Annotated in this window: 17 protein-coding genes, 1 pseudogene and 1 riboswitch; of the genes and pseudogenes, 13 read left to right on the top strand and 5 right to left on the bottom strand. The window is 44.8% G+C overall.

Features of this window, described 5'->3' with window-relative positions:
* The first annotated feature begins 204 nt into the window (after nt 1-204).
* A complete protein-coding gene (locus CEF21_RS17705) occupies nt 205-2,676 on the top strand; it encodes an alginate lyase family protein (RefSeq protein WP_164462237.1) in 2,472 nt (823 codons plus the stop codon).
* Between the two features lie 161 nt (nt 2,677-2,837).
* On the opposite strand, the pseudogene CEF21_RS17700 reads toward CEF21_RS17705, so the two are convergent.
* Both CEF21_RS17700 and pckA read right to left on the bottom strand, forming a co-directional pair.
* Nucleotides 2,838-4,045: pseudogene (locus tag CEF21_RS17700) on the bottom strand (dicarboxylate/amino acid:cation symporter).
* Nucleotides 4,046-4,351: 306 nt separating this feature from the next.
* Complete coding sequence (gene pckA / locus CEF21_RS17695) at nt 4,352-5,938, bottom strand: phosphoenolpyruvate carboxykinase (ATP) (RefSeq protein ID WP_123918688.1); 1,587 nt, start codon at nt 5,936-5,938, stop codon at nt 4,352-4,354.
* A 514-nt stretch (nt 5,939-6,452) separates the two neighbouring features.
* Nucleotides 6,453-6,583: riboswitch (SAM riboswitch) on the top strand.
* A gap of 212 nt (nt 6,584-6,795) precedes the next feature.
* On the opposite strand from pckA, the gene metK reads away from it, so the two are divergent.
* The 10 genes from metK to CEF21_RS17645 all read left to right on the top strand — a co-directional run bounded on the left by metK (nt 6,796) and on the right by CEF21_RS17645 (nt 17,729).
* Nucleotides 6,796-7,989, top strand: a complete 1,194-nt coding sequence (gene metK / locus CEF21_RS17690) for a methionine adenosyltransferase (protein WP_123918686.1) — start codon at nt 6,796-6,798, stop codon at nt 7,987-7,989.
* A gap of 292 nt (nt 7,990-8,281) precedes the next feature.
* Nucleotides 8,282-8,971, top strand: a complete 690-nt coding sequence (locus CEF21_RS17685; protein ID WP_123918684.1) for a response regulator transcription factor — start codon at nt 8,282-8,284, stop codon at nt 8,969-8,971.
* Nucleotides 8,968-10,017 (top strand): sensor histidine kinase, encoded by a 1,050-nt coding sequence (locus CEF21_RS17680; protein WP_123918682.1) that lies wholly within the window; start codon nt 8,968-8,970, stop codon nt 10,015-10,017. The genes CEF21_RS17685 and CEF21_RS17680 overlap by 4 nt, the downstream gene beginning before the upstream one ends.
* Nucleotides 10,014-11,156, top strand: a complete 1,143-nt coding sequence (gene msrB / locus CEF21_RS17675) for a peptide-methionine (R)-S-oxide reductase MsrB (RefSeq protein WP_123918680.1) — start codon at nt 10,014-10,016, stop codon at nt 11,154-11,156. Before CEF21_RS17680 ends, msrB begins: the two co-directional genes overlap by 4 nt.
* A 108-nt stretch (nt 11,157-11,264) precedes the next feature.
* Nucleotides 11,265-12,497 carry an ABC transporter substrate-binding protein gene (locus CEF21_RS17670; protein WP_123918678.1) on the top strand — a complete coding sequence of 411 codons (1,233 nt, stop codon included), beginning with the start codon at nt 11,265-11,267 and terminating at the stop codon, nt 12,495-12,497.
* The gene (locus CEF21_RS17665; protein ID WP_123918676.1) at nt 12,478-14,136 is read left to right on the top strand and encodes an ABC transporter permease subunit; all 1,659 of its coding nucleotides are present in this window, start codon (nt 12,478-12,480) and stop codon (nt 14,134-14,136) included. The genes CEF21_RS17670 and CEF21_RS17665 overlap by 20 nt, the downstream gene beginning before the upstream one ends.
* 1 nt (nt 14,137) lies before the next feature.
* Entirely contained in the window at nt 14,138-15,085 is a 948-nt protein-coding gene (locus CEF21_RS17660; RefSeq protein WP_123918674.1) for an ABC transporter ATP-binding protein, read from the top strand.
* Complete coding sequence (locus CEF21_RS17655) at nt 15,069-15,731, top strand: TVP38/TMEM64 family protein (RefSeq protein WP_241156703.1); 663 nt, start codon at nt 15,069-15,071, stop codon at nt 15,729-15,731. Before CEF21_RS17660 ends, CEF21_RS17655 begins: the two co-directional genes overlap by 17 nt.
* Entirely contained in the window at nt 15,724-16,305 is a 582-nt protein-coding gene (locus CEF21_RS17650; protein WP_123918670.1) for a CDP-alcohol phosphatidyltransferase family protein, read from the top strand. Before CEF21_RS17655 ends, CEF21_RS17650 begins: the two co-directional genes overlap by 8 nt.
* A gap of 11 nt (nt 16,306-16,316) precedes the next feature.
* Nucleotides 16,317-17,729 (top strand): dihydrolipoyl dehydrogenase family protein, encoded by a 1,413-nt coding sequence (locus CEF21_RS17645; protein WP_123918668.1) that lies wholly within the window; start codon nt 16,317-16,319, stop codon nt 17,727-17,729.
* Nucleotides 17,730-17,908: 179 nt separating this feature from the next.
* Here the strand turns inward: CEF21_RS17645 and CEF21_RS17640 are convergent, their stop codons facing one another.
* The 3 genes from CEF21_RS17640 to CEF21_RS17630 form a co-directional block, all read right to left on the bottom strand.
* Nucleotides 17,909-19,051 carry a glycosyltransferase family 4 protein gene (locus CEF21_RS17640; RefSeq protein ID WP_123918666.1) on the bottom strand — a complete coding sequence of 381 codons (1,143 nt, stop codon included), beginning with the start codon at nt 19,049-19,051 and terminating at the stop codon, nt 17,909-17,911.
* Nucleotides 19,052-19,086: 35 nt separating this feature from the next.
* On the bottom strand, nt 19,087-19,647 hold the full coding sequence (locus CEF21_RS17635) for a phosphatase PAP2 family protein (RefSeq protein ID WP_123918664.1): 561 nt from the start codon (nt 19,645-19,647) through the stop codon (nt 19,087-19,089).
* 252 nt (nt 19,648-19,899) lie between these two features.
* Nucleotides 19,900-20,418, bottom strand: coding sequence for a gamma carbonic anhydrase (locus CEF21_RS17630; protein WP_123918662.1), 519 nt, complete (start codon nt 20,416-20,418; stop codon nt 19,900-19,902).
* Between the two features lie 108 nt (nt 20,419-20,526).
* Between CEF21_RS17630 and CEF21_RS17625 the strand changes: the two genes are divergently transcribed.
* Together CEF21_RS17625 and CEF21_RS17620 are read left to right on the top strand one after the other, a co-directional pair.
* Nucleotides 20,527-21,339 carry an alpha/beta hydrolase gene (locus tag CEF21_RS17625; protein ID WP_123918660.1) on the top strand — a complete coding sequence of 271 codons (813 nt, stop codon included), beginning with the start codon at nt 20,527-20,529 and terminating at the stop codon, nt 21,337-21,339.
* A complete protein-coding gene (locus CEF21_RS17620; RefSeq protein WP_123918658.1) occupies nt 21,336-22,412 on the top strand; it encodes a tetraprenyl-beta-curcumene synthase family protein in 1,077 nt (358 codons plus the stop codon). The genes CEF21_RS17625 and CEF21_RS17620 overlap by 4 nt, the downstream gene beginning before the upstream one ends.

Here is a 22,412-nt window from a genome sequence, read left to right as displayed (position 1 = left end):
AAAGGGGAGACCTAAGGGCCATCCGGCGGAAAGACTAACAGGCAGTCCAGAGCGCGAATGGCTGGCAGACGCAATCAAAAGCCGGGCTTAAGCTGAAAAAAGTAAGAAAAAAATCCTGTTTTTTTATAAAAAAAGTGAAATAATACCGGAGAATAGTCGATAAGTAATAGTGAGAAAGACATAAAATCTTCGGAGGTAATGATATTGACTCTTCACCCCTTTAAGGGTTTCCTGATTGTATGGCTCCTTCTGTCCCTTCCTTTTTCTTCGGTTTCTGCTGCTGTCACCCGCCATCCTTACACACATAAAAATCCGTTTGTTCAATCGGCTGATTATGAGGCTTTAGTTTCAGCAAGAGCAGATAAATTCAGAACCATTCCCGCCGGCTACTCAAAACCGGTACATGCTGCCGGTTCATCATCTGCGGACTCCGTGTATACTCCAGTTATGAATACTCAAACTGCTAATCCAAGACCGCATTCCTTTATTGGTGAAACAGAACTGAAAACAGCTAAAAAGCGCGTGGCCAATGAGACATGGGCTAAGAATTATTTAAAAAGACTGGAGAGTGAATCGAATTCATTCCTGAAGCTAAACCAGACGATTCCCAAAAAAGCAGCCGGATATGCTTCCTGGTATGTTTGCAAGGACGGGACTCCACTTGAATACAAGAATGGCCGGCACTATTGCCCGAGCGATAAACAAATGTATGAAGGAGAAAAAATTGAAGCGGGCTGGCTTGCTTATGAACACAATGAAAGAGTCCGCCAAATCAGAATTCTAGCAACCGCTTATTCATTAAATGGAAATGAAACGTATGCAGAAGCTGCACAAAACTTATTGCTGCAGTATGCGGATATGTATAAGGATTTTCCGAAGCAGGATAAAGGCGGAAAATGGTATTATCAGTCGCTGGATGAAGCGGTAAGTGCAGTGGATCTTGCTTCTGGCTATGACCTTCTGTACAGCAGCCCGTCTTTTACAGAGGCAGAGAAGAAAAAAATAGAAAACGACTTGTTTCTTCCGATTGCAGAAACGCTGAAGCAAAACCCGTACAGCAAATCGAACTGGCAGGCCTGGCATAATGCGGCAATCGGTATGATCGGCGCAGCCACTGACAGACCGGAACTCCTTAAAGAGGCGATATACGGAAAGAGGGGCTTTTATTATTTAATGGATGAGGCTGTGCTGGAGGACGGTTTCTGGTGGGAAGGATCGATGGCCTACCACACATATGCTCTTGCCCCGCTCAGCATCCTGGCCCAGACAGCATCCCATTGGGGCTATGATTTATATAATGATGATAAATTCAAGAAAATGTTTGATATTCCTCTTCTTTACAGTTATCCGAACTTTGTTCAGCCTGCTAATAATGATGGAGGAAAATACGGCAGCACCATCACAAACTATACTTCATCGCGCGGCTATAACGACTATGAGCTTGCGTATTCAAAATATAAAGATTCCGGCTACGCCTGGTTTCTTCATACGAAATATAAGAATTTGAGCCGGACCGGTGATTTTGCCCTATTCTTTGGAAGTGACAGCATTGAAGCCGCAGCAGAGGTTCCGACCAAGAGTCTGCAGCTGACAAGTATAGGCCAGGCTATTTTAAGACACCCTGATTCGAGAGAACGGCAGTCCTTTGTCCTGATGGATTATGGAGAGCATGGGGGATCTCATGGCCATTATGACAAATTGAATCTAGACCTATACGGAGCAGGAACTCTCCTGGCGCCTGATTTTGGAACACCGGGCTATACTCATCCTCTTTACCGCGGATGGTACAAACAAACCATCAGCCATAATACAGTGACAGTGGATGGCCGCTCCCAAAGCGAAGCAAAGGGTGACATGCCGATTTTTTCAAGCGAACCGAATTTTAAGTATATGTATGGAACGGCAAACAGCGCGTATAGCGGCGTTACGTATGAACGAAGTTTATGGATGGAAGATGAATTTATCCTTGACTGGTTTTTGGTCAGCGATGAGTCAAAGTCCCATCAATACGATTTGGCCCTTCATGGATTAGGAACCTATCAGACAAATGTACCTTTACAGCCTCTTGATCGTCCAATGGGCAAAGGCGGAGGCTATGATTATTTCAAAAATCAGAAAGGGGCCGGCGGAATTGAATCGGGTTGGAGCAGCAGATGGGATCAAAATGGGAAAGGTCTGCGCACATACTCCATTCCTTTTCAGCCAGCATCCGTGTTTTCAGCCGATGGCCCGGGCCCATCCTCATCGCCGAATGAACTGACTCCGGTCATGATTCAAAGGGTAAATGGCCATTCAGCCCAATTTGTAACGATTCTGCAGCCTTATTCAAATGAAAATGCACCTGCCGCAACAGGAAAAAGAGTTGGGAATCATGGTGTAAGAGCAGACAGTTCAGGAGGCTCCTATCATTTTTATCAAAATTATCAGCAAACTGAAGCCGGAAAACTTACTGCGGCAAAAGCCCATTCCAAACTTGGACTGGATTTTAACTTCGACGAGAATACGGGCACATCTCTTTCGGCGGCAGGAGAATTAAAAGTGATTCTCAAAAATGCAGAAATGCTCGAAAAAACGACGCTAGTATTCAATAAAGGATCCATTAAATCCGTTTCTGTAAACGGAAAAAAGTGGAGAACGGCTACAAGCGGCGGTTATATCATGGCGTTTCAAAAGTAAGAAAGCACTACTTTAGAGAAAATAATGGTATGGAAACCCCCCGGTCAGCCGGGGGTTTTTTCTGTATAAATCGTCTGTGCTTAAGGAATGGGTTTGGCTGACTGCAAAAGGGAAGTGGTCTTTAAGATGGATTTACCTTACAGTCTCTCGTTTTTTGGTTTTTATGATGCAGCCTGACCGGAAATCGGACGATTTTTCTTTTTTCCCAATTTGCTTAACAGAATGGACAATGCGCCGTCTCCTGTTACGTTTGCTGCTGTTCCGAAGCTATCCTGGGCAAGATAGAGGGCAATCATTAGAGAAACCATCGTTGCATCAAATCCCAGCATCGACTGGAGAGGTCCAAGCGCTGCCATAACGGCACCTCCCGGCACACCCGGTGCAGCAATCATTGTTACCCCAAGCATAAGAATGAACGGAAAAAGGGTTTGAAAAGAAGGGCTTGAAAAGAAGGGCTTGTCCCATTCAGGAGCATGACTCCCATCGCACAGCTTACCAGTGTAATGGTACTGCCGGATAAATGAATGGTTGCAAACAGCGGGATGGTAAACTCTGCTGTTCTTTCATCTGCTTTCCCCGTCTTTTTAATATGATCAAGCGTGACGGGGATGGTAGCAGCTGAAGATTGGGTTCCGAGCGCAGTGAAATACGCCGGGAGCATGATTTTAAGCAGTTTAAACGGATTGCTTTTTGAAATCGCCCCTGCTGCTGAATATTGCAATAGAAGCATAATAAAATGAAGAATAATAATCATAGCGAATACTTTTGCAAAAACGGAAAGAATCGATTCAACCTGGCCTCCGAACGTCATATTCGCAAAAATTCCAAAAATGTAAAAAGGAAGGAGCGGGATAATGATGACGGCAATCAGTTTTTCGACAATCTGCCTAAAGTCTTCCAAAACCGCTACTAACGAATTTCCCTTGATGGAAGCCATCCCGATTCCGAGTGTAAATGCCAGTAAAAGAGCGCCTACTACGTCCATGATCGGCGGCATTTCAATTTCAAAAAAGGGCTTTTGAAGAAATTCCTCGGGATTTCCCATTTTGTTTAGGCTGAATCCTTCCGTGAATCCAGGCAAAAGGATTGATCCGGCAAAAAAAGCAAGAAGTCCTGCAGCAATGGTAGATGCATAAGCTGTCCCTGTGGCCCATCCAAGCAGTTTTCCTGCTCCTTTTCCGATTTGGCCTATTCCGGGTGCTATAAAGCCGATAATGATGAGCGGAATCACAAAGTTAATAAAATTGCCAAAGATGCCATTGAAGGTAGCGAAAAAGCGAATGGCACCTTCAGGTAAAATTTTACCGGCAGCAATGCCGAGAAGAATGGCGAGAAAAATTTTCGGTAACAAGCCTAAACGGAAATTCATGATGTCCTCCTTGAAAATACATTTGTTCGTTTGAGAAAGATGTTATTAAGATAACATAAAAATGAAGAAGGTGTATATAAGTTTTAAATTTTATTATTTTGGAAGATTTTTTTAGGGAGACAATGACCGTTAATAGACATGAAGGGGGAAAAGTGAGGCCCAGTTCTGTTAAAGAAACAGATTCCTGCACAAAAAGGGAAAGACACCATTTGTGCCTTTCCCTTATAAGGAGCTATTCCTTTATAATTTTAAACTGGAAATGAGCTGTAATCAGTATTTGATAACGTCAGCATGACGATTTAGATTTTAGACAAGAGGTCCGCCAAGCTCGGCAATCTCCGGTCTGATGGAAGAAAACTTCGTAAAGTTGTGATTGAATTTTTCAGCGAGCAATTTAGCTTTCGCCTCATAGGCTTCTTTGTTTTCCCACGTTTTAGATGGAGTGAGCACTTCATCCGGAACTCCTGGCACATGGGATGGAATGCTCAGGCCGAAAATAGCATCCTGATGCATTTCTGCAGAAGCAAGATCCCCTTCAAGTGCTGCCTGAATCATCGCTCTTGTGTATTCAAGTTTCATCCGCTTGCCTGCTCCGTATTCTCCTCCGGTCCATCCGGTATTGACTAAGTATACATCTGCATTATGCTCTTCAATTTTCTTCCCGAGCATTTCAGCATAGCGCTGGGCAGGAAGAGGGAGGAACGGAGAACCGAAGCATGTAGAGAATGTCGCTTCAGGCGAAGTAACTCCCCGTTCTGTTCCGGCAAGCTTGCTCGTATATCCGCTTAAGAAATGGTACATTGCCTGTTCCTTTGTCAGCTTACTGATCGGAGGCAATACACCAAAGGCATCAGCTGTCAGAAAAATAATCGTATTCGGATGACCGGCAATACTCGGAAGGACGATATTATCCATCGCTTCCAAAGAGTAGGCGGCTCTGGTATTCTCAGTGTAAAACGCATGATCATAGTCCGCTTCCCTGGTCGATTCATCGACAACGACGTTCTCCAGAACGGAACCAAACCGGATGGCGTTGAAAATTTGGGGTTCTTTTTCTTTTGAAAGATTGATGCATTTAGCATAGCATCCGCCTTCAATGTTAAAGACTCCGCTGGATGACCAGCCATGCTCATCATCTCCGATCAGCTTGCGGTTCGGATCGGCAGAAAGAGTTGTTTTTCCAGTTCCGGATAATCCGAAAAATAGAGCGACATCGCCTTCCTGGCCAACATTAGCTGAGCAGTGCATCGGAAAAATATCGGATTCCGGAAGAAGATAATTCATAATGGAGAAGACCGATTTTTTCATTTCACCCGCGTATTCTGTTCCGCCAATCAGAATGATTCTCTTTTCAAAGGAAATCATGATGAACGTTTCAGAGTTCGTTCCATCAATGGAAGGATCCGCTTTGAAATTGGGTGCTGATACAATGGTGAACGGTTCTGTTTCTGCAGGGTCCGATCCGGCATCCGGGCGGATAAAGAGCTGATTTGCAAAAAGGCTGTGCCACGCATATTCGTTCACAACCTTAATAGGCAGACGGAATCGTTCATCTGCTCCTGCAAATCCGTCAAATACGAACAGCTCTTTCTGTGTTTTTAAGTATGAAAGTACTTTATGATAAAGTTTTTCAAATGTTTCGCTGGAAATGGGCTGGTTAACCGTACCCCATTCAATTTTGCTTTTTACGCTATCTTCTTTTACAATAAATTTATCTTTAGGAGAACGGCCAGTATATGCTCCAGTCGTTGCACGGATGGCACCGGTTGAAGTAAGAACGGCTTCGTTTCTAGATAGAATTTTTTCAACTAGCTGCGGTACTGATAAATTGTGATAAACATGTTCCCCTTTAAGTAAAAGCGAAAGCTCGTTTGTTGCCGCAAGTGAATTCATCCCCATACCTTCCTTTGCTCGTAATTAAATGATTCATAAAAAGTATAACACATTAAACTAATTAGTCTATACTAATAGATGTATTTTACGTTCAGCCTCAGAAAATGCAACTGCACATGACCAGAAAGCATAAAAATATTAACTGAACTCCGCATCTGCTGAATGACAGCAGAGAATTTCTTTATAGCCCTGCCGGCACAGGATAACAGCTTGATACTGGCTGCACTCGTAATTTTCGCGGCATGAGGGGTTGGGCAGGCGGTGAGCCTCCTCGCTGCTTTGCGGCTGCAGGATATTACCTGTCCCGCTGCTCTAGGCAGGAGACCCTCGCCTTCCGCTTTAATCAGCAGGTGTTAAACAATTAATCAACAACATGCTTTAATTAGCCTTTTTTTGTAACGGGGCAGAATGAAAAATGATCCTGTGAACCGTCTTGTCTGAACTCTATAAATCCTTGTCAATTTATGTTGACATCTGCCTCAAAACTGAGGTATCATATGTCCTTGAACGGATTCTCTTATCCCGAGCTGGTGGAGGGACAGGCCCTATGAAGCCCAGCAACCTGCAAGATTCTGAAAACATTCTGTTTTCTCTCATGCAAAGGTGCTAACCTGACGCAAGGCTGTAGTCCTTGAGCGATAAGAGTGAAAGGCTGAAAAATAACTCCTTTCCTCTATTAAGTAGGAAGGGTTTTTTTATGCAGTCTGGAATCTTTTTCCTTAGGTTTTATAATGGGAAAGATTCTTAACATAAAGCAAAAGATAAGTAGTGGGAACGAGTTCCGTCTCAAAAAATGAGGGGAAGTACATAACTGAACCTTGCCAATAGAACACCCGATTATCAGAGGAGGAATTACTATGTCGATTAAACGCCGTCTTTTCACATCAGAATCCGTAACGGAAGGCCATCCGGATAAAATTTGCGACCAAATTTCAGACTCCATCCTGGATGCCATTCTTGCAAATGATCCGAATGCACGTGTCGCATGCGAAACTTCTGTCACTACAGGTCTTGTACTGGTTGCAGGAGAAATTACGACTTCCACTTATGTAGACATTCCAAAGATTGTTCGTGAAACTGTTAAAGATATCGGCTATACGCGTGCAAAATATGGTTTCGATGCAGAAACCTGTGCTGTCCTGACATCCATCGATGAGCAGTCCGCTGACATCGCGATGGGAGTGGACCAGGCCCTTGAAGCGCGTGAAGGAACGATGACTGACGCTGAAATTGAAGCAATTGGCGCAGGAGACCAGGGATTAATGTTCGGATTTGCGTGCAACGAAACGAAAGAGCTTATGCCTCTTCCGATTTCTCTTGCCCATAAGCTTTCACGCCGTCTTGCAGAAGTGCGGAAAGAAGAAATCCTTCCATACCTTCGTCCGGACGGAAAAACACAAGTAACGGTTGAGTATGATGAAAATGATAAACCGGTCCGTGTGGATACGATTGTTATTTCAACTCAGCATCACCCTGAAATCTCTTTGGAGCAGATTCAGCGCAACCTTAAAGAATTTGTTATCAAACCTGTAGTTCCTGCAGAACTAATCGATGAAAACACAAAATACTTCATCAACCCGACAGGACGTTTCGTAATCGGCGGACCTCAAGGGGATGCAGGTCTGACTGGCCGTAAAATCATTGTTGATACGTACGGCGGATATGCTCGTCACGGCGGCGGTGCATTCTCAGGCAAGGATGCAACAAAAGTAGACCGTTCTGCTGCTTATGCTGCGCGCTATGTTGCAAAAAACATCGTGGCTGCCGGTCTTGCTGACAAATGTGAAGTACAGCTTGCATATGCAATCGGTGTAGCACAGCCGGTATCCATCTCCATCGATACATTCGGAACAGGCAAAGCAAGCGAGGAAGTTCTTGTTGAAGCGGTTCGCAATAACTTTGATCTTCGCCCAGCAGGCATTATTAAAATGCTTGACCTTCGCCGTCCAATTTATAAGCAAACTGCTGCATACGGCCACTTCGGCCGTACGGATGTAGAGCTTCCATGGGAGCAAACAGACAAAGCAGAAGCACTCCGCTCTGTCCTTTAAGAAACGGCAAATAAAGCCCGGAACCAATTTGGTTCCGGGCTTTTTGTTTTGGAAGGAAATGGGATGATCTTTTTATTGGAAATACTCGTTTTCTTACAAAGGGCAATTATATTGTTAATAGAAAATTAATCTTTTGCTTATGCTTTGATAATCATACGGGGATAAGATGAATTCAGGATAAAGAGCATGATTCTTATCTATTTAAGTCAGGCTGGGATATAGTAAAAGGATAAAGCCGCTTATAAACATTTCTTCCGTTTATCTAACGATATGGAAAAAGGGGTCAGAGAGTATGAAGAAAGTGTTGCTGGTCGATGATGAGCCTTCCATCCTTGATGTATGCCGCCGCTATTTGGAGCGGGAGGGGTATATGGTAGACACCGCTTTGAACGGGATTGAAGCCTTAGAAAAATGGAGAAACGGAAAACCTGACTTGATTATCCTTGATCTCATGATGCCGATGAAGGATGGATGGTCTGCGGCTGAGGAGATCAGGATGGAAGATGAGGATGTTCCGCTGATTATGCTGACTGCCCTTGGCCAGGAACGGGACCGCCTCCTTGGACTGACGCTAGGTGCAGATGATTATTTAACTAAGCCTTTCAGTCCAAGAGAGCTTGTCCTTAGAGTAAAGAACATGCTGAGAAGAACGGCAAAACTCAAACCTGAGACAAAGCACTCGATCTCAATAGGCTCCATATCGATTGACTCCTCCACAAGGGAAGTAAAAGCAGAGGGTGCGGGTATTGAGATGACCGCTAAGGAATTTGATGTACTCTGGCTTCTGGCCAGCCATCCGGGTCAAGTGTTTTCAAGGTCACAGCTGCTTGAAAAAGTATGGGGGTATGATTTTTCCGGGGATGGAAACACGGTCAATGTTCATATCAGGCGCCTCCGGGAAAAGCTTGAGAAGAACCCTGCGGAACCTGAGTACATTAAAACGGTATGGGGAATCGGCTATAAATTGGAGCAGCCGGTATGAGAATCAGAACTACATTGATTCTGGCAAATTTTTTGTCTACCTCTCTCATTCTGGTCTTTTTGTTTATCAGTTTCGTGCAAATGTCCATTCCGAACCAGTCGATCCTCATCTTAACCATTATTACTTTTGCAGCTGGCACAATCTCTGCATTTGCATATTTCTTTCTTACGGATCCGCTCATGAAAGCTGTCAACCAAATCAAATCTGAGTCGAAAAAAATGTCCCAGGGAGAGTTTGATGTCAGGGTTGCTGAAAAAGGACCGGCAGAAATTAAAGAACTTGGCCGTCATTTTAATGAGATGGCAGTAAAACTGGATCGCATGTTTCAGGAAGTGAGGAAGTCTGAGGCATACAAAACAGAGCTGATTGCAAATGTTTCCCATGATCTCAGGACACCGATCGCTTCCATCTTATCTTATGTGGAAGCCCTTCAGGACGGGATTGTAAAAGATGAAGCAGAAAAAGATGAGTATCTTGAAACCATTAAAAAAGAATCCCATCGCTTAAGCAAGCTTATTCAAGAGCTTTTCGAGCTTTCACAGCTTGACAGCAGGCAGATGCCCTTCCATCCGGAGCCTGTTCACGCTGATCAGATTGTGCTGGATGTGCTGCAGCAGTTTGAGCTGATTTTTAAAGAAAAGAAAGTGCATCCCGAAGTGGACATTGACGGACAACTGCCACAGGTCCCCGTTATGAGGGAGCATATAATCAGGGTTTTATCGAATATGATACAAAATTCAATTGCGCATTCACCAGAAAACAGCCCCATCACTATTACTGTGAGGAAACAAGAGCACTCTCTTGTTTTCTCTGTAAAGGACAGGGGCGCCGGAATCAGTTTATCCGATCAGTCCCGTATTTTCGAGCGGTTTTACCGGGCTGAAAAATCAAGAAATAAGGCACTGGGAGGGTCTGGACTGGGGCTTGCTATTGCAAAGGAATTAATCACTCTTCATCATGGGAAAATGGGTGTTTACAGTGAAGAAGGAAAGGGGAGCAATTTCTGGTTTTCGCTTCCGCTAAAACAGAAAGGAGAATGGTCATGAAAACATGGCTTCCAGTATTAATCATCGCAGGGGTCGCAGCCATTCTGTTTGCGATTATGCCAAATATAGGGGAATATTTTACAAAGCGTTCTTACGGAACAGAGCCGGCTGCAGCAGTTGAAACGAATTCAAAAAAAGCCGTCGCGACTTTTGCAGGCGGATGCTTTTGGTGCATGGAACCGCCATTTGAAAAACTGGACGGTGTGTACGAAGTGATTTCGGGCTATACAGGAGGAGAGAAGAAAAACCCTTCTTATGAAGAGGTTTCCTCCGGTTCAACCGGACACGTTGAGGCTGTGCAGGTTGTTTACGACCCGTCGAGAATTTCCTACGGGGAATTGCTGCAGGTCTTCTGGAGACAGATTGATCCGACCGATGCCGGCGGGCAGTTTGTCGATAGAGGAAGCCAATACGTATCCGCTATTTTCTACCATAATAACGAGCAAAAAGCTGCTGCCGAAAAATCCAGAGCAGAGCTTGAACATACAAAACGATTTGATTCAAAGCTTGTAACGGAAATTAGAAAAGCCGATACGTTCTATCAAGCAGAAGAATATCATCAGGACTACTATAAAAAAAGCGCAGTTCAGTATAAATTTTACCGGAATAACTCAGGCCGGGATCAATTTCTCGATGACGTATGGGGAAAGGACCGGGATGTTCAGATAAAGGAAAAAACTGCAGCGGCATCGGTATATGACGGTTTCAAAAAACCGTCGGATGCCGAGCTGAAAAAAAAGCTGACTGCTGAACAGTACAAAGTGACCCAGAAAGAGGGAACGGAAAGAGCATACAACAATGCCTATCATGATCTGAAAGCAGAAGGAATCTACGTTGATATCGTCTCAGGGGAACCGCTGTTCAGTTCAAAAGATAAATTCGATTCCGGTACAGGGTGGCCAAGTTTTACGAAGCCTCTCGTTCCAGAGAATATTGTGGAAAAAGAGGATAATGGTTTCTTTATGAAGAGAACGGAGGTGCGCAGTAAACACGCAGATTCCCATCTCGGACATGTTTTTGATGATGGACCCAAACCGACGGGAATGCGGTACTGCATGAACTCCGCTGCAATGAAATTCATTCCGAAAGAAGACTTGGAAAAAGAGGGCTATAAAGAGTTTTTGAATGAGTTTAAATAAAAAAAGGGCCGGCGTAAAATGGCCGGCCTGTATGTGCTGAAAAGGGATTCAATCTTGGACAATTGGGGTATTATTATCTGTCTATCTAAATATAAAAGGGGATTCAATATGAAGCAATTATTGGCCTTATTTGTCATCATACTAGCATTAGCAGGCTGTTCCTCCAAGGCAGATACAGAGAAAGAGAACAAGCTTGTCCTGGACTCCAGCTGGTCTGAGATCGAAAAAGACGCAGACGGAAAAAAAGTGAGGCTTTTTATGTGGGGCGGCGATCCTGGGATCAATGCTTACATTGATAAGTATGTCAAACCTGCAGTAAAAGAAAAAAACAATATTCTACTGGAAAGAGTTCCGATGGATACCCCTGAGATTCTGCAAAAACTTGAAACAGAGAAACGGGCGGGGCAGCCAAAGGGAACGATTGATATCGTATGGCTGAATGGAGAGAACTTTAAAAACGCCAGGAAAAACCATCTTCTGTTTGGCCCCATCACTGAAAAACTTCCGAATTATGCGAAATACTATGATACAAAATCTCTAGAAAACCGCTATGATTTCGGCCTTCAAACAGATGGATATGAAGCACCGTGGGGGAAAGTGCAGTTTGTGTTTCATTATGACTCATCCAAAATTCAAGATCCTCCAAAAACAATAGAGGATTTAAAGAAATGGGTGAAAGAAAATCCGGGGCAGTTTGCTTATCCGGACCCGAAGGATTTTACAGGGAATGCTTTTATCAGGCATTTGTTTTATGAATCAGCGGGCGGGGCGAAGACTCTGCTCGATAAAGGATACGATGAACAATTCGCAAAGACCGGCAGTGAAAAGCTTTGGAAGGATTTAAATGAAATGGAGCCGTACCTCTGGAAAAAAGGGAAGCTGTACCCGAACGATTTAACCGAGCTGGATAAACTCTACGCAAACGGCGAAGTAGCTATGACGATGGGCTACAACGAAGCGCGGGCAGAAAGCCTGATTGAAAAAGGCATCTTCCCAGACACAACGCGCTCATTTGTTCTCGGCTCCGGCTCAATCGGCAATACCCATTTTCTTGCCATACCGGCTAACAGCCCAAACAAAGAGGCTGCCTTGGCATCCATTAATTTCATGCTTTCTCCGGAGGCCCAAATTAAAAAGCTTTCACCTGAATTCTGGGGGGAGAGCCCAGCCTTGGATTATTCAAAGCTATCCGAAAAGCAGAAAGCGGATTACGATAAAATACAGCGGGGAGCAAGTGTATTGCCGCCGGAACAGTTAAAGGATGCTTTCCTTCCCGAGATTGATTCACAGTATGTGAACTGGTTAAAGGAGAGCTGGACGAATGAAGTGGTTCAAAAATAGAAAGCTGCCTGCAGGAGTCATCCCCTCCATATTGATTGCGGGAATCCTTCTCTTATCCGGCCTTCTTTTTTCTTTATACGAAAGTGTTAGAACAGATGACTCTCTGAGTCTGCATGCCTATGCGGAAATCTGGTCAGGGAAAAGTTTTCAGATGTCTTTTTTATACAGTGTATCTATTGCTCTTCTTTCATCCCTCCTTGCAATTGGGGGCGGATTGTTCATCACAAGGGCAATAGCTCCTTTTATGAGGCGTCCTTTTTTTAAGCTCCTGACGTGGTCGCCTATGCTCTTTCCCCACTTTGTCTGGGGGTATATGCTTGTTTTGCTGATTGACCAGACGGGGTGGATTCCGCAGTTATTAACCGAATTCGGTGTCCTGGAACGTACAGACCAGTTCCCCGTCCTGATTAGGGACGAATGGGGCATCGGTATCATTCTTACGTATGTGACAAAGGAAATTCCATTCGTGATCCTCATGCTGATTCCACTGTATCTTACAATGGACGGCAGAAAGCGGGATGTGATTACTTCGCTCGGAGGAACAAAATGGAACGTCTTTAAAACTGCTGAATGGCCGGTTATTATTCCTGTACTCAGTGAGACATTCATTATCCTGTTTGCCTTTATTTTAACTGCCTATGAAGTTCCCGCACTGCTTGGAATCACGTTTCCAAAAATGGTATCGGTCCTTGCCTTTGAGTGGTTTTACAATGGGGACTGGTCTCATAGGCCGCTGGCGTATGCTGCCATGCTGACAGTTACGGTCCTCATATTGCTTTTATCCGTTCTATTCTATTTTTTATGGGGGAGGAACAGGAGAACGGGGAAGGAAAGCAGCAGAGGGACGGTATTCAGAAAAAAAGGGTCAAAGACGGTTCTGACGATTTATATGCTGCTTGTATTTATGCCCATTGCAGCATTGGCAGGAAGCAGTTTCCTGCAAAGGAACCATCATCATGTATTCAGTTCTCAGCCGTCAGCAAGAGCATGGAAACTCTTGCTGGAAGACCCCCTGCTTGTTCAGGCTGTCTGGACCTCCATCGGAATAGGCGTCATGGTTGTCCTGTTAAATTATCTGATCGGCATACCGGCAGCAAGGGCTCTTGCCTTCAAGGAGTTTAAAGGGAAAACATTCACCGAGACGGTCCTGCTCGCTCCTATCCTGGTGCCGGCTCTGCTCGTTGCGATGGGCCTCCACATTGCTTTTATCCGGCTAGGTCTGGCAAACGAATGGAGCGGAGTAGTGCTCATACAGCTTCTCCCGACGCTTCCCTATACGGTTAAAATGTTCCGGGCAGGCTTTGAACAGATGGGCATTAGCTTTGAACAGCAGGCAAGAACGCTTGGAGCATCAAAGCTTGAAATTGTGAAGTCCATCTATTTGCCGATGCTCCTCTCCTCATTCAGAGCATCCGCATTTTTATTGTTTGTGATTTCGCTTGGCCAGTTTGTCTTAACAAGCTTAATAGGAGGCGGAAGTGTTCTGACACTCGCTCTTGTCTATTTTCCATATTTTGAACAAGCGGATACAGCGGTTCTCGCGGCTTTTTCTCTGCTGTTTGCCGTTATCCCCCTCGGAGTCTGGGCGGTGTTTGAAGCCGTGTTTCGGATCCTTTCACCCTATAAAGGAAGGTTTTAATATGTCCTATTTACAATTTAACGGCACGAAGGAATTTAATAAAAAGAAAATCCTGAATCAGCTAAAGCTTTCCATTGGACAAGGGGAAATTCTATCCTTAATCGGGCCATCCGGTACAGGAAAGTCTACCCTTCTCAAATGTATGGCAGGGCTCGAAACGCTCGACAGCGGACAATTCATATTGGATGGAAAAGATCTGACAAGTGTACCGGCGAGAAAACGGGAAATCGTCCTTGTTTTCCAGCAGGCTCTCCTTTTTCCTCATATGACCGTTTTTGAAAATGTGGAATATGGATTAAAAATCAAAAAAGAGAAAAAAGATGTAAGAGCTGAAAAAGTCAGGAAAATGCTTGAGAAAACGGAAATGGAGCATGCATCCAGGCATTATCCCGACCAGCTTTCAGGCGGAGAGCAGCAGCGGGCAGCGCTGGCAAGGGCGCTTGTTTTGGAACCAAAGCTTTTGCTGCTCGATGAACCTTTTGCCAATATTGATCCTCTTTTGCGGGATAAATTGAGAATTTGGGTGAAGGGCCTGTTGAAAGAGCAAAACATAACGTCTATTTTTGTCACACATGATATGGAGGAAGCCGCCATGATTGGCGATGAACTTGCGATCCTTTCTGAAGGAGAAATTCTCCAGCAGGCAACCGCACGCGAAATATACTTTAACCCAGTTAATGAAAAAGCAGCATGCTTTTATGGGGATGGAATCATGATTGAGAACCGATTCATCCCTACCCATCAACTGGAGCTATCTGAATCTCGATCTCACGGCTCATGGGAGGGAACGGTAGAAGGGGAAATCTATAAGTATGGCCAGCGCTTTTACAGAATTGCATTAACGGAGAACCGGCCGGCTGTCACCATCCATTCATCGGACCCGTTAAAAGAAGGTCAGATTCTGTATGTCAAAAGAAAACAGGAGGAACCCCTTGAAAAGAATCAGTAAATGGCTGCTTCTCGCAGCCGTGATCGGGCTTCTCTTCTGGCTGAATGAGCGTTATTTAAATCTGAATCCGGGAATGATTAAAGACTGGATTCTTTCTTTAGGAGCGGCCGGACCGCTTGTATTTATTCTCGTCTACACGTTTCGGCCACTGATCCTTTTCCCGGCGTCTATTCTTTCACTGGCTGGAGGGCTTGCGTTTGGCTCGGTCTATGGGTTTATCTATACATTGATCGGAGCGGCAGGGGGAGCACTCGTAGCCTTTTTCCTTTCAAAAGCCTTTGGTGCAAAAGTTGTTCCGGATTCAGAAAAAATAGAGTCGGTAAAAAAAATAATTGAGAAAAACGGGTTTCTTTATGTATTGGTGCTGAGGATCCTTCCTATCGTGAATTTTGACTTGATCAGCTATGCTGCCGGGCTTACATCCATCCGGTGGGCACCCTTTCTTGCGGCAACTGTCGTTGGAATCATGCCCGGAACGTTTGCCTACAATTTTCTTGGCTCAAGCTTTACCTCTGACAACCAATCCATTCTAATTATAGCCATCGTGATTTTTGCTCTCTTGGCACTGATTCCCATTATTTTCAGAAAAAAAATAAAGCAGCGTCTGTTTGCTAAACAAGGAAAAGAGGTGGAGGAGGATGCTTGATACACATGGGAGGAAATATGTTCAGCCTGCAATTGATGGAACGGCTTCGGTTCTGCTGAAATGGAAGCTCTCAGCTAATCAAGTAACTGGGCTAGCCTTTCTGATAGGGGTTTCGACAGGTGTCTTTATTTTCTTCGGCATGCCCCTTATAGCGATTGCCGTCCTTTGGCTGTCAGGCTTTTTAGATGCAGTAGACGGGACGATGGCCCGGAAAACAAAGCCTTCTCCATGGGGGACCGTTCTGGATATCACGTTTGACCGGATAGTTGAAATCAGTGTGATTCTGGGTCTCGCTTTCGCTTTTCCATCGGCACAGTGGGCGCTTCTTTTGCTTAGCGCCTCGATTATCGTTTCAATGACCATTTTTTTAACAGTTGGGGCATTGAGTGAAAAACAAGGGATAAAATCTTTTTATTATCAGGCCGGTTTAGCTGAGAGAACGGAAGGATTTATCCTTTTTACATTAATGATTCTTTTTAGCAGCCAGCTTGTATGGATGACCCTCCTTTTTTTCGCCATTGAAATGTTTACAGCCTTTCAAAGACTGTTTGAAGCAAAACGGATACTTAAATAGGGGGAAAGAGGATGAAGTATGATCTGATTGTGATTGGCGGAGGATCAGGAGGGCTGACAGCCGCTTCCGGTGCAGCGTCTTTTGGTGCAAAAGTGGCTCTTATTGAAAAGCGCAGTACCCTGGGAGGAGACTGTTTGCATGTCGGCTGTGTCCCGTCAAAGGCGCTTATCCATCAGGCTAATGAATTTTTCACTGGGAAAAAAGTGGCTGCTGAACAGGGATTCAAGCTGACCGCAGACTTTGAAAAGGTGAAGGCTTCTATTCAAACTTCCATTCAAACCATTCAGGATCACGATTCGGATGAACGGTTTGAACAAATGGGTGTCGATGTATTTCATGGAACCGCGGAATTCACCGGAACGCATGAAGTAAGGGTGAATGGCGAAACGATTACAGGAAAACGGTTTGTCATTGCCGTTGGATCCAGTCCTCTTATACCGGATATTGAAGGTTTAAAAGAAGCCGGTTTTCAGACGAACGAGACGATTTTTTCCATGGAATCATTCCCTGAAAAACTGGCGATTATCGGGGGCGGACCGATTGGAGTCGAGATGGGGCAGGCTTTCGCACGAATGGGAAGCAAGGTAACGGTCATCGACCGTTCTTCTAAGATTCTTTCAAAAGAAGATGAAGAAATTCGTGATTTTATGACTGGACAGCTATCAAAAGAACTAACCATCTATTCAAATACAGAGGTGGAGAAGATTTCTGTCTCTGAAACAGGCAAAGTCGTTCATGTAAAGACAGGGGAGAAGAAAGAGGCGATCGAGGCAGATGAAATTCTCTTGGCTATGGGACGTGTACCGAATACGAAGGGATTAAACTGCGAAACGGCCGGAATCAATCTGAACGACCATGGACATGTCATCGTGAACGAATATCTCCAGTCGAGCCAAAAACATATTTTTGCAGCGGGAGACGTAACCGGCCAATACATTTTTACACATGCAGCGGGGCAGGAAGGCAAAACCATTGTTCAGAATGCTGTATTTGGAGTGAAAAGCAAGATTTCCTATGAAAATATGCCATGGAATGTATATACCCGCCCTGAAGTATTTCATCTTGGATTAACAGAGAAAGAAGCAGAAGAAAAGCACGGAAAGATAACCGTATATAAAAAGCGCCTGAATGAAGTCGACCGCTTTGTCACGGAGCAGGAATCTGGTTTCATTAAGCTGATCATGGACCAAAAAGGGAAAATCATCGGAGCACATGCAGCAGGAGAAGGAGCAGGGGACTGGATGCAATCGGTCGTAATGGCTAAAACAAACGGAGATAAACTGAGAAGCTTATCCGGGATGGTGTATCCCTATCCTAACCGTGCAGCTGCCATCCAGACAGCAGCTGATTTGTACTGGAGAGAGAAACTTTTTGACGGAGGGTTAAAAAAATGGGCGGCCCGATACATTAAATGGTTCCGCTAATCAAAAAGGCGCCGCTGGGAAATCAGCTGCGCCTTTTTGCTGTTTAGGGAATGATAAAAATGAGCCTGGCCCCTCAAGTTGTCGGAGGCCCGCATGAAGCGGATCAGTTGGGCGTTGCGACAGGACGTCGCGCACTTATCAGAACTTTATTCCTTCAAGGCACCTGCGCTTTTGTTCATTTAAGCGTAACGGACTTCTTCCGGATGGACGATGACCTCCTCATAATCATGCAGCAGGCCATCAAAAATCTGATTCCACGTTTGAGTCAGTGCGTAGGCTCTCGCATGACGGGACATTTCCTCTCGAAGACGATGATTGCCTACCAATGAAGAAATCGCTTCAATGAATGCGTCCGGATTACGAGGCTCGACGAGCAGACCGTTTTTTCCTTCTGACAGTATATTCTTGACACCCCCGGAATTTGCACCAATGACTGGTGTTCCGCACGCCAGGGATTCCAGTACGACATTCCCAAAGGTTTCTGTAGGGGAAGGGAAAACAAAAAGATCAGATGAAGCATAAAGTTTCGCAAGGTTTCGTCCGCTGACATACCCGGCAAACGTCATGTTATCCGGTGCATCCTTCATCATTTCAACCTTTGAGGGACCGTCTCCGATAATCAGAAAATGTACTTTTTCCCGTAAATGCTCGGGAAGCCTTTTGGCAATGGCCATCAGTGTCTGGATGTCTTTCTCTGGAGCAAGGCGTCCGGCATAAGAGAGGATAAACGGCTCCTTTATATGGTAATGTTCGTGCGCATCAAAACCGTCGAGGCGCGGAGAAAACATGGAACAGTCCACACCTCTGCCCCATATTTTCAAATTGGGAAATCCTTGATTTTTCAGCTGTTCCATCGTTTCAGGGGAGGGAACAAACAGCTTTTTAAAAGGCCTGTGAAACCAGTGCATGTATTTCCAAAGGATTTTCGAGAAGAACTGCAGGTCGTAATATTCCAGATACTGGTCAAAATCAGTATGATACGAGCCGACAATGGGAATGTTTAATTTTTTTGCATAATGCATGCCGCAAAAACCGATGTTGAACGGCGTTGCTATATGAACGAGATCAGGCTGGAATTTTTGGAGCTCTCCTTTTACCTGGAGCATATTGGGCCACGCGACGCGGCACTCAGGGTATAAAAAGAAAGGAAAGCTTGAAAAACGGTGGATATGACTGGAAAACCGGCTTTCTTTTGTGCTTTCAGGCGCAAAAACCCGATATTCATGGCCATTCGCTTCAAGATAGTCTGTGAACCGTTTTAATGTCCGGGCTACTCCATTAACATCAGGAGCATACGTATCCGTAAACAACGCGATTTTCATCGAATCCCTCCAGACTTTAAAGTCGAACCGAATAATCAGGAAAAGTGAAGCAAATTCGGAAGCCACTTGCTGACCATCATGAACGTCATGATGCTTGTCGATGTGCCGAGCAGACAGCCGGCGAGCACATCAGAAGGATAATGAAGACCAAGATAGATACGGGAAAGACCCACACTTATACCCAAAGGAATCAGAATCACGGAGAGACTTGGCATGAAAAGTAAAAATGGAATAATAACAGAAAATATGGCTGTCGTATGGCCCGAAGGAAATGAATGATCTTCCAGCGGATTGGCGGGTACTTTTGTTTCCAGCAGGGAAATATACGGGCGCTTCCTTGGATACATTTTTTTGACAATGGCAACGGGAATATGGCTGATGGCAAGTGAAGCAGCACTGGCAAGCGCCACCCATTTGACAGGGCCGTGCGTAAAGAAAAACATGGCTATACACACGAGGATGGTAAAAGATGCGCCGCCGGCATGTGTAATATTGCGGAAGTACATGTTGAGTAATTTCCGGTCGAAGTGTCTGTTGACGCTGCGGAAGATTCTGCATTCGAAATCGTACATGTTTGCAATCAGTTTCGTTTTCATATAAGCACATGGCTCCTTTACAAAAGGCTTAATCCCTATTTTAATTTAGAATTATTTAGTCAGTAATAAGGAATTGTAAAGAAATTCAATATATTTTTTTCAATTCCTTAAAGACGCACCAATATCCTAAAAGACGTGTTCAACCATTCTCTTTGAGAGTCTGTATGGAGCTGTCCTGATTGTTTCCTCTTAACCGGGAGGGCATCATCCTTTTGAGATGATGCGCTGCCGTGATAAGATAAATATACTCCCCTATTTTATTGGAGATGACTGTTTGTAAATTTGCGCTTTTTCCGTGTATTCTCTGCGGATACGCGCCATGTCCTTCACATCTTCTTCATTGAGGGGCCTTATGACCTTCGCCGGTCTGCCGAATGCAAGGGAATGCGGGGGAATCTTTTTTCCCGGAGGAACGAGGCTGCCCGCACCGATAAAAGCCCCTTCGCCAATTTCAGCTCCGTCGAGGATAAGGGAGCCCATCCCGATCAGCGCGTTCTTGCGAATAATAGAGCTGTGGAGAATGACCTGATGTCCAATAGTGACATCATCCTCAATAATGAGCGGACGGTTCGGGCTTTGATGGAGGCAGCACTGGTCCTGAACGTTTACCCGTTTTCCAATAATGGTTGGTGAAACATCGCCCCGGATAACCGTGTTAAACCATATACTTGATTCTTCACCGATTTTCACATCGCCGGAAATCGTTACATAATCTGCAATAAAAGCTGTTTCAGAAATATCTGGAGTGAATTGTTTGTATGAATAGATCATTTGCTGAACATCCTTTCGCGTAATTAGGGAATTCTAATTCCATTATAATAAAATGAACATCGCTTGTAAGGACGGAAGGAAAGATTTTTGGGAAATGGAGGGATTCTTATGTGGAAATGGGAAGCAGAACGGCCAAAAGGAGTCATCGTCATGGTTCATGGCGCTGCTGAGCATCACAGACGCTATAAATGGCTGATTGAAATGTGGAGATGTGCGGGATATCACGTCATAATGGGAGATCTTCCCGGACAGGGAACCTCAACAAGAAGAAGAGGGCATATCCAGTCCTTTAGTGAATACATAACGGAATTGAACAGGTGGCTGACAGAAGCGGATAAATATGATTTGCCGCTTTTCCTCCTCGGACACAGCATGGGGGGCCTGATTGCCATCAGAGCGCTTCAGGAAAAAGAACATAATCTGGCAGGTGTCATTCTCTCATCGCCGTGTCTTGGCTTAATTCACAAACCGAACGCGGCATTGGATGCCGTATCAAGAGGATTAAATATCGTAACGCCCGCGCTTCTGTTAAAATCGAATTTAAGCATTGAAATGGCGACACGGAACAAGTCTGTCATTGAGATTGATGAAAATGACTCCTTGTATGTAACCAAAGTATCGATACGCTGGTACAGGGAACTTATTCATGCTGTACACCAGGCAAATGATAAGCAGCATACATTTCCTGATGTCCCCCTCCTTGTCATGCAGGGCGGGGATGATAAAATAGTGGATAAGACGGCAGTTAAATCATGGTTTAATCGCCTCGATTCATCTGAAAAATCGTATAAAGAGTGGAAGGGATTCTACCATGAAATCTTTAATGAGCCTGAAAGGGACCAGGTATTTAAGATGGCGCTCGCTTTTGCCGAATACCACCTTCCGGACCTTCCTGCAGAAAATTGGAGTGAATCGACATGACAATCCCGACGACTCCTTTTTCGTTAATGAAAAAGGTTTATAAACAAGTATTTCCCCATGTACACCACAATTTGAGGGAGTGGAAGAGGAAAGCCGAAGCCATCCCGAACACAGAATTAAGGAACCAGGCGCTTGCAAGCATCAATGATAAATCCTTCCATTGTGAGGGAGGCAGTATTCTTTCGATTCTGGCCGGATCGAATATGAAAAAGTGCATTGAGTTTATTGTGGCCTATCAGACCATAAGTGATTATTTGGACAATTTGTGCGACCGGAGCACGTCGCTTGATCCGGATGATTTCAGCATGCTCCATCAATCCATGCCGGACGCCCTCACATGCGGGGCTGAATTGAAAAATTACTATTTCTTCCGTGAGGATCAGAATGACGGCGGCTATTTGCATGATCTTGTATCCACCTGCCAACGACTCCTTGGCGAAATGGAAGATTACCCTCAGATCAAAGGGACCCTGCTTGAACTGTCAGGCTATTACTGCGATCTTCAGGTTCACAAGCATGTTAAGGAAGATGAGCGGGTTCCACGTCTTGAAACATGGTTTGAACGGCATCGGGGCACCCTGCCTGAAATGGAATGGTACGAGTTTTCTGCATGCAGCGGTTCGACACTCGGAATCTTTTGTCTCGTTGCCTATGGATTCCAGAATTCATTCGATCAGAGACTGGCGAAACAAATCAGGGACAGCTATTTCCCATATGTACAGGGGCTACATATCCTCCTGGACTACTTAATTGACCAGGAAGAAGACCGCGCCGGAGGGGATTTGAACTTTTGCAGCTACTATCCGACAGAAGAAAGCATGATGAAGCGTCTAAAGCATTTCATCGAAAAAGCGGACAGCAGCCTGAAGGGAATTCCCCACGAAGGCTTTCACAAGCTAATCAACAGAGGACTTCTTGGCGTATATTTGTCCGATCAAAAAGTGACATCAAGGAAAGAACTGAACAAACTTGCCCGCACGCTTTTAAGAAGAGGAGGAGGAACATCGCTTTTCTTCTATTTGAACGGCAGGGCGTATCGGACCTATCAAAAAATGACGGCCCAGGGCACATAA

The sequence above is a fragment of the Bacillus sp. FJAT-42376 genome (genome assembly GCF_003816055.1).
Taxonomy (GTDB): domain Bacteria; phylum Bacillota; class Bacilli; order Bacillales; family Bacillaceae; genus Metabacillus_B.
Note: the sequence above shows the minus strand (reverse complement) of the source record. Positions and strands in the feature narration are given on the sequence as shown.

Excerpts from the sequence above, each read along its gene's own strand:
- pckA (WP_123918688.1), bottom strand. The coding sequence starts at position 5,938 with ATGAATTCACTTGCGGCAACAAACGAGCTTTCGCTTTTACTTAAAGGG.
- metK (WP_123918686.1), top strand. The coding sequence starts at position 6,796 with ATGTCGATTAAACGCCGTCTTTTCACATCAGAATCCGTAACGGAAGGC.
- CEF21_RS17685 (WP_123918684.1), top strand. The coding sequence starts at position 8,282 with ATGAAGAAAGTGTTGCTGGTCGATGATGAGCCTTCCATCCTTGATGTA.
- CEF21_RS17680 (WP_123918682.1), top strand. The coding sequence starts at position 8,968 with ATGAGAATCAGAACTACATTGATTCTGGCAAATTTTTTGTCTACCTCT.
- msrB (WP_123918680.1), top strand. The coding sequence starts at position 10,014 with ATGAAAACATGGCTTCCAGTATTAATCATCGCAGGGGTCGCAGCCATT.
- CEF21_RS17670 (WP_123918678.1), top strand. The coding sequence starts at position 11,265 with ATGAAGCAATTATTGGCCTTATTTGTCATCATACTAGCATTAGCAGGC.
- CEF21_RS17665 (WP_123918676.1), top strand. The coding sequence starts at position 12,478 with ATGAAGTGGTTCAAAAATAGAAAGCTGCCTGCAGGAGTCATCCCCTCC.
- CEF21_RS17660 (WP_123918674.1), top strand. The coding sequence starts at position 14,138 with ATGTCCTATTTACAATTTAACGGCACGAAGGAATTTAATAAAAAGAAA.
- CEF21_RS17650 (WP_123918670.1), top strand. The coding sequence starts at position 15,724 with ATGCTTGATACACATGGGAGGAAATATGTTCAGCCTGCAATTGATGGA.
- CEF21_RS17645 (WP_123918668.1), top strand. The coding sequence starts at position 16,317 with ATGAAGTATGATCTGATTGTGATTGGCGGAGGATCAGGAGGGCTGACA.
- CEF21_RS17640 (WP_123918666.1), bottom strand. The coding sequence starts at position 19,051 with ATGAAAATCGCGTTGTTTACGGATACGTATGCTCCTGATGTTAATGGA.
- CEF21_RS17635 (WP_123918664.1), bottom strand. The coding sequence starts at position 19,647 with ATGAAAACGAAACTGATTGCAAACATGTACGATTTCGAATGCAGAATC.
- CEF21_RS17630 (WP_123918662.1), bottom strand. The coding sequence starts at position 20,418 with ATGATCTATTCATACAAACAATTCACTCCAGATATTTCTGAAACAGCT.
- CEF21_RS17625 (WP_123918660.1), top strand. The coding sequence starts at position 20,527 with ATGTGGAAATGGGAAGCAGAACGGCCAAAAGGAGTCATCGTCATGGTT.
- CEF21_RS17620 (WP_123918658.1), top strand. The coding sequence starts at position 21,336 with ATGACAATCCCGACGACTCCTTTTTCGTTAATGAAAAAGGTTTATAAA.